This window comes from Syntrophomonas sp. UBA5494, from assembly GCF_002426325.1.
In genome coordinates this window covers 16,246-21,458 of the sequence record NZ_DIPG01000049.1, presented here as the reverse complement: position 1 = coordinate 21,458, position 5,213 = coordinate 16,246, and the positions used below count along the sequence as shown (strand labels likewise).

Sequence of the window (5,213 nt, the reverse complement as noted above, 5' to 3'; positions counted from 1 at the left end):
CACAATGGTGTGCCGTCTGACGGCGAAAATGTGATCTCAACTGCCAACCGCAATTTCAAAGGACGCATGGGGAACAACAAGGCATTTATATATCTGGCATCCCCGGCCACAGTAGCAGCTTCGGTGTTGACCGGTGTCATTACTGACCCCCGGGACTATATTAAATAAGGTGAGGAGGCCGAGCAGTTGAGTTTACGCGGTAAAAGCCATAAATTTGGGGATGATGTTAACACCGATTACATCATTTCGGGAAGACATAAATTTAAAACCCTCGATATGAAAGAATTGGCCAAACATGTTATGGAGGACCTGGACCCCGATTTCTACAACAAGGTGAGCAAAGGCGACTTTATCGTGGCGGGGCGAAACTTCGGTTGCGGATCATCCCGGGAACAAGCCCCTTTGGCGATTATCAATGCTGACATCAGTGTGGTTCTGGCCAAGTCCTTTGCCCGCATATTCTATCGTAATTGCATCAATACCGGCCTGCCTCTGGTAGAATGCAACACTGACTTGATCGATGCCGGTGATGAATTAGATATAGATCTGCAAGCCGGTGTGGTGCACAATCTCACCAAGAACATTGATATACCCACCACCCCATTGCCGGCGGTTATGCTCAAGATCCTCTCCGACGGCGGTTTGGTCGAGCATTTCAAGAAATACGGCACTTTCAATTTCGACTAGGGAGCCTCTCCGGGTATCTAGTCCAATCCTATTTATGACAGGCGAATTTATGAGGAGGTTATTTGTATATGACTCTCACCCCGGGCGAAAAGATCACGGTTAAGGATGGTGTCTTACATGTGCCTGACCATCCCATAATTCCTTTTATCATAGGGGATGGAACCGGCCCCGATATATGGGCGGCGGCTTCACGAGTCCTGGATGCGGCGGTAGATAAGGCCTATCAGGGCCGCCGTAGTGTTGTCTGGAATGAGGTTTTGGCGGGAGAGAAGGCCTTTAATCTCACCGGCGAATGGCTGCCGCCGGAGACCCTGGATGTTATCCGCGAATATATCATTGCCATCAAAGGACCGCTTACCACTCCGATTGGAGGAGGCATACGCTCCCTGAATGTAGCCTTGCGTCAGGAGCTGGACCTATATGTGTGCCTGCGCCCGGTGCGTTATTTCCCGGGGGTGCCGTCACCGGTCAAGAAGCCGGAGGATACCGACATGGTCATCTTCCGGGAGAACACCGAGGACATCTATGCCGGTATCGAGTATTCCCACGACTCGGCTGAAGCCAGGAAATTGATCGACTTCCTGCAACGGGAACTGGGTGTTACCAAGATACGCTTCCCGGAAAGCTCAGGCATGGGAATCAAACCGGTTTCCGAACAAGGCAGCCAGCGCCTGGTACGGGCTGCCATCCAATATGCCCTGGAAAACGGGCGCAAAAGTGTAACCCTGGTCCATAAAGGCAACATCATGAAATATACCGAAGGCGCGTTTAAAAACTGGGGTTATGAGCTGGCTGAAAGCGAGTTTGGCTCCAGGGTGTTCACCTGGGCGGAGTATGACCGCATCAAGGATGAACTGGGCGGCGACGCCGCTGATGCGGCCCAGGCCGAAGCGGAAAAGGCCGGCAAAATAATCATCAAGGATGCTATTGCGGATATCTTCCTGCAGCAGATATTGACCCGGCCGCGTGAATTCGATGTGGTGGCCACCTTAAACCTCAACGGCGATTATATTTCAGACGCCCTGGCGGCACAGGTAGGCGGCATCGGCATCGCCCCCGGGGCTAACATCAACTATGTGACCGGGCATGCCATTTTTGAGGCCACCCACGGAACCGCACCCAAGTACGCCGGTCTGGATAAAGTCAATCCTTCCTCGGTGATACTGTCCGGGGAGATGATGCTGCGCCATTTGCAATGGAATGAGGCCGCTGATCTGATCATAGCGGCGGTGGAAAAGACCATCGCCGGCAAAGTGGTGACTTACGACTTCGCCCGACTGATGGAAGGGGCCACCGAGGTTAAATGCTCACAGTTTGCGGATGAATTGATAAAGAATATGTAAAGCCGGTGGCATTAGGAAGCGATTTACATGGGACGGTTGGGAAACCGTCCCTTTATCATCCTGAGCTGTCCACAACTAGCCCGGGAGTAGCTCCATTAGACAGTCAAATTGCGTATCCCGGCGATTATGGCAGTAATGATATCGACGCGCTTAAAAGGCGTTATCAGATAATATCCGTCTACATAATCATATATCTGGCTAGCCATATCTATGGATACCTCCACCGCTAGCCGGTGGGCTTCTTCTCTGGGAATATCCCGGTATTGTTCCACGATTTCCTCCGCAACATATATGCCCGCCACCTCATTGTTCATAAAGCAGGCATTGCGGTGGCTCATGATAGGCAGAATGCCTCCCAGGATGCTGGCATTTAACTCCTGACGGGCTTTTTTGATATTCTCAACCGCCTGCCGGCTCAGCACCGGCTGGGTCAGGAACATGGTCACGCCCTGAGCGATTTTCTTTTGCGCCCGCTGCAGCTGGCTGCCAAAATTTCTGGCATTTACATTTAAAGCCGCGCAAATGTTAAAAGGGGACGAAAACACGGTTTCGTTCAGATTTCGGATATAGCCTGCCAGTACGGCTGAATTGAAGCTGAATATCCCCTTGATTTCGTCGCGCTGGGCGGTGGGAACCGGGTCGCCGGTGACCACCAAAACATTGTTGACGCCCTCGATGTTCAATCCCAGCAAGAGGGCTTTGGTGGCGTTGATATTGCGGTCCCGGCAGGTCATATGAGGAATCGGGGTAATATCCAGTTCTCTTTTCAATTTGCAGGCCATCAGGCTGCTGTCCACCCTGGCCCTGGCCAGCGGGCAGTCGGCAATGGTAATGGCGTCCACCCCGGCTTGTTTGAGAAGCTGCGCTCCTTCCATAAAGAAATCGATGTCCGTATCGATAGGCGGGTCCAGCTCTACAGCAAGCACCTTTTTTCCCTGTTTGATTTTATCCGTCAGCGGATTCTCTAAGGGGACTTTGACCCGGAACGCTTGCGGCTGAGCGGTCTTCTGCACGATTTCTCCCACCGTCAGGCCTTTAAGACGGGCCACCGTTTCACGGATATAGGCAGGGGTGGTGCCGCAGCAACCTCCCAGGATGGCGACCCCTTGTCTGGCCAGCTCCAGCATTTTGCCAGCGAAATATTCCTTGCTGTTATTGAAGTAGATGCGGTTGTTTACCGTGGTGGGATAGCCCGAATTGGGCATAACCGAGATGATTTTGTCCCGGATGTCGAAAGTTTTGATGTATTCCAATAAATGTGAAGGTCCGGAATAGCAGTTAAAACCACAGGCATCGATGCTGGGCCATTGCCATACTTTTTCCAGCAGTTGATGACCGGATATGCCCATTCGGGTCAAACCTTCCGGTGATACTGCGAATTCTGCCAGTATATAAGCCTGGGGGTTGTGGTCTTTGATATATTGAGACACTTCCAGCAGATCGTCGGCACTGCTAAAGGTTTCAAATATGAAGTGTGACGCTCCCAGGTCCAGGAATACATTCACAATTTCCTGATACTGCTCCCCAATGTCGGCGGTATCATCCCCGGGTATGGGACCAATGTCGGCGAACACCTGCACCTGAGTACCGCGTACCGCCTCTTCGGCCAGACGGTAACCCCGGCAGATGACTTCCCTGACAGTTTCAAAATCACGATTCAGGCTGATCCGGTTAGCCCCAAAGGTATTGGTCTTGATGGCCTGACAACCGGCCGAGATATATTCACGATGGATGCTTACGATAGTGGCCGGGTCGTACAGATTGGCCAGTTCACACGGGCTTACCGGATTCACCGCCCGGCTGGCATAATAAGTTCCCATGGCTCCATCAAAAATGTAGGGTTGCTCGATTGACTGTCTCATGGCGATGAATACCTTTCTTACAAAATCCCATGACCTGCACTGGCCTTAAATCTCGACTACCCGTATATTATACCTTACTGCATTTTTATATTGATAAGCATTTATTCCTTGCTGACCAACTATGAACCCATCTACAGGGCTGGTCGCGATTCATAATGATGATAACTGAATTATGTTATAATTCAATATATCCTGACCTGTGGACAATCGTTGGCTCTTGGGCCTGGTGGTAATGACATGTATCTTTGGATTTATGCCTCCAGTGCAGTTGTTAAAGGGAAGTGAAGCAGATGAACAGCCGCTTTGCAGAATCGTTATTAAATAAAAACAGCTTCTGTGTAACCTGGGAATTGGTGCCAGGCCGGGGAGCACATGAAAAATCCCAGCAAGATGCGGTAAAAGCGGCTAGACTAGCCGCTGCTGACGGCAGGATTCACGCCGTGACCATCACCGATAATCCTGGGGGGCGGCCCGCCTTGTCAGCTAGTTGCCTGGGGATAGAGATTCAAAAGCTGGGCATAGAGGCGCTTATCCATTTTACCTGTAAAGACAAAAACCGCAATCAAATCGAGTCCGAGTTGTACGCCCTGGAGCGGGCCGGTGTGGAAAACCTCTTGGTCATGAGCGGCGACTACCCCAGCAGTGGATTTAAAGGCCGGCCCAAACCGGTTTTCGACCTGGACCCGGTGCAGCTGCTGGATTTAATAAACAGTTTGAATAACGGCGCCAGCGAACCCTCTGCGGGGGCTAACCCCTGCCAGCCCACCCGCTTCTTCGCCGGCTGCGTGGTTTCACCGTTTAAGGCCAGTGAAGCCGAACTGATGGCACAGTATTATAAACTTAAGAAAAAGATCGATCATGGCGCCCGTTTTGTCATTACCCAGCTGGGTTTCGACGCCCGCAAATTTCATGAGGCCTTGCAGTTTGTAAAGCTTTATCGCCCCGAACTGCCAGTGATAGGCAACATCTATGTCCTGCCTTTCGGCGCTGCTAAAATGATGAACGCCAACCAGCTGCCGGGCAGCGTGGTTACCGACCGGCTTTTAGAACAAATAGACCAAGAACGAAATGATGAGGACAAAGGCAGCGGGGCTCGCCTGCTGCGGGCCGCCAAAATGTACGCCTTTATGAAAGGCATGGGCTTTGACGGGGTGCACCTGGGGGGGCATAATCTCAAATATGAACAGGTTGCATACATCACCGAAAAAGGGGAAGAACTCAGCTCTGACTGGATGAAGCTGATACCTGAGTTCGATTACCCTCAAACCGGCGGCTTTTATTATTATGAACCAGATCATGCCAACGGACTTAATACCAAGAC

Annotated in this window: 5 protein-coding genes; 4 read left to right on the top strand and 1 reads right to left on the bottom strand. The window is 51.4% G+C overall.

Translation table 11 applies throughout. From position 1 onward, the window contains the following. The 3 genes from B3W37_RS05720 to icd form a co-directional block, all read left to right on the top strand. Positions 1-168 (top strand): aconitase family protein (locus tag B3W37_RS05720; protein WP_483175050.1); only part of this gene is annotated, 168 nt, incomplete at its 5' end. 18 nt (positions 169-186) lie between these two features. Then, a complete protein-coding gene (locus tag B3W37_RS05715; RefSeq protein ID WP_481040883.1) occupies positions 187-687 on the top strand; it encodes a 3-isopropylmalate dehydratase small subunit in 501 nt (166 codons plus the stop codon). Positions 688-755: 68 nt separating this feature from the next. Then, complete coding sequence (gene icd, locus B3W37_RS05710) at positions 756-2,030, top strand: NADP-dependent isocitrate dehydrogenase (protein ID WP_483171506.1); 1,275 nt, start codon at positions 756-758, stop codon at positions 2,028-2,030. Positions 2,031-2,125: 95 nt separating this feature from the next. Here icd and B3W37_RS05705 read toward each other — a convergent pair whose 3' ends face one another. Continuing rightward, positions 2,126-3,892, bottom strand: coding sequence for a bifunctional homocysteine S-methyltransferase/methylenetetrahydrofolate reductase (locus B3W37_RS05705; RefSeq protein WP_483175029.1), 1,767 nt, complete (start codon positions 3,890-3,892; stop codon positions 2,126-2,128). A gap of 290 nt (positions 3,893-4,182) precedes the next feature. On the opposite strand from B3W37_RS05705, the gene B3W37_RS05700 reads away from it, so the two are divergent. Further along, positions 4,183-5,213: methylenetetrahydrofolate reductase (locus B3W37_RS05700; protein WP_483175028.1), on the top strand; the 1,031-nt coding region annotated here is incomplete at its 3' end.

What these genes read in the sequence shown, in the direction of transcription:
- B3W37_RS05705 (WP_483175029.1), bottom strand. Translation starts at nt 3,892, where the DNA reads ATGAGACAGTCAATCGAGCAACCCTACATTTTTGATGGAGCCATGGGA.
- icd (WP_483171506.1), top strand. Translation starts at nt 756, where the DNA reads ATGACTCTCACCCCGGGCGAAAAGATCACGGTTAAGGATGGTGTCTTA.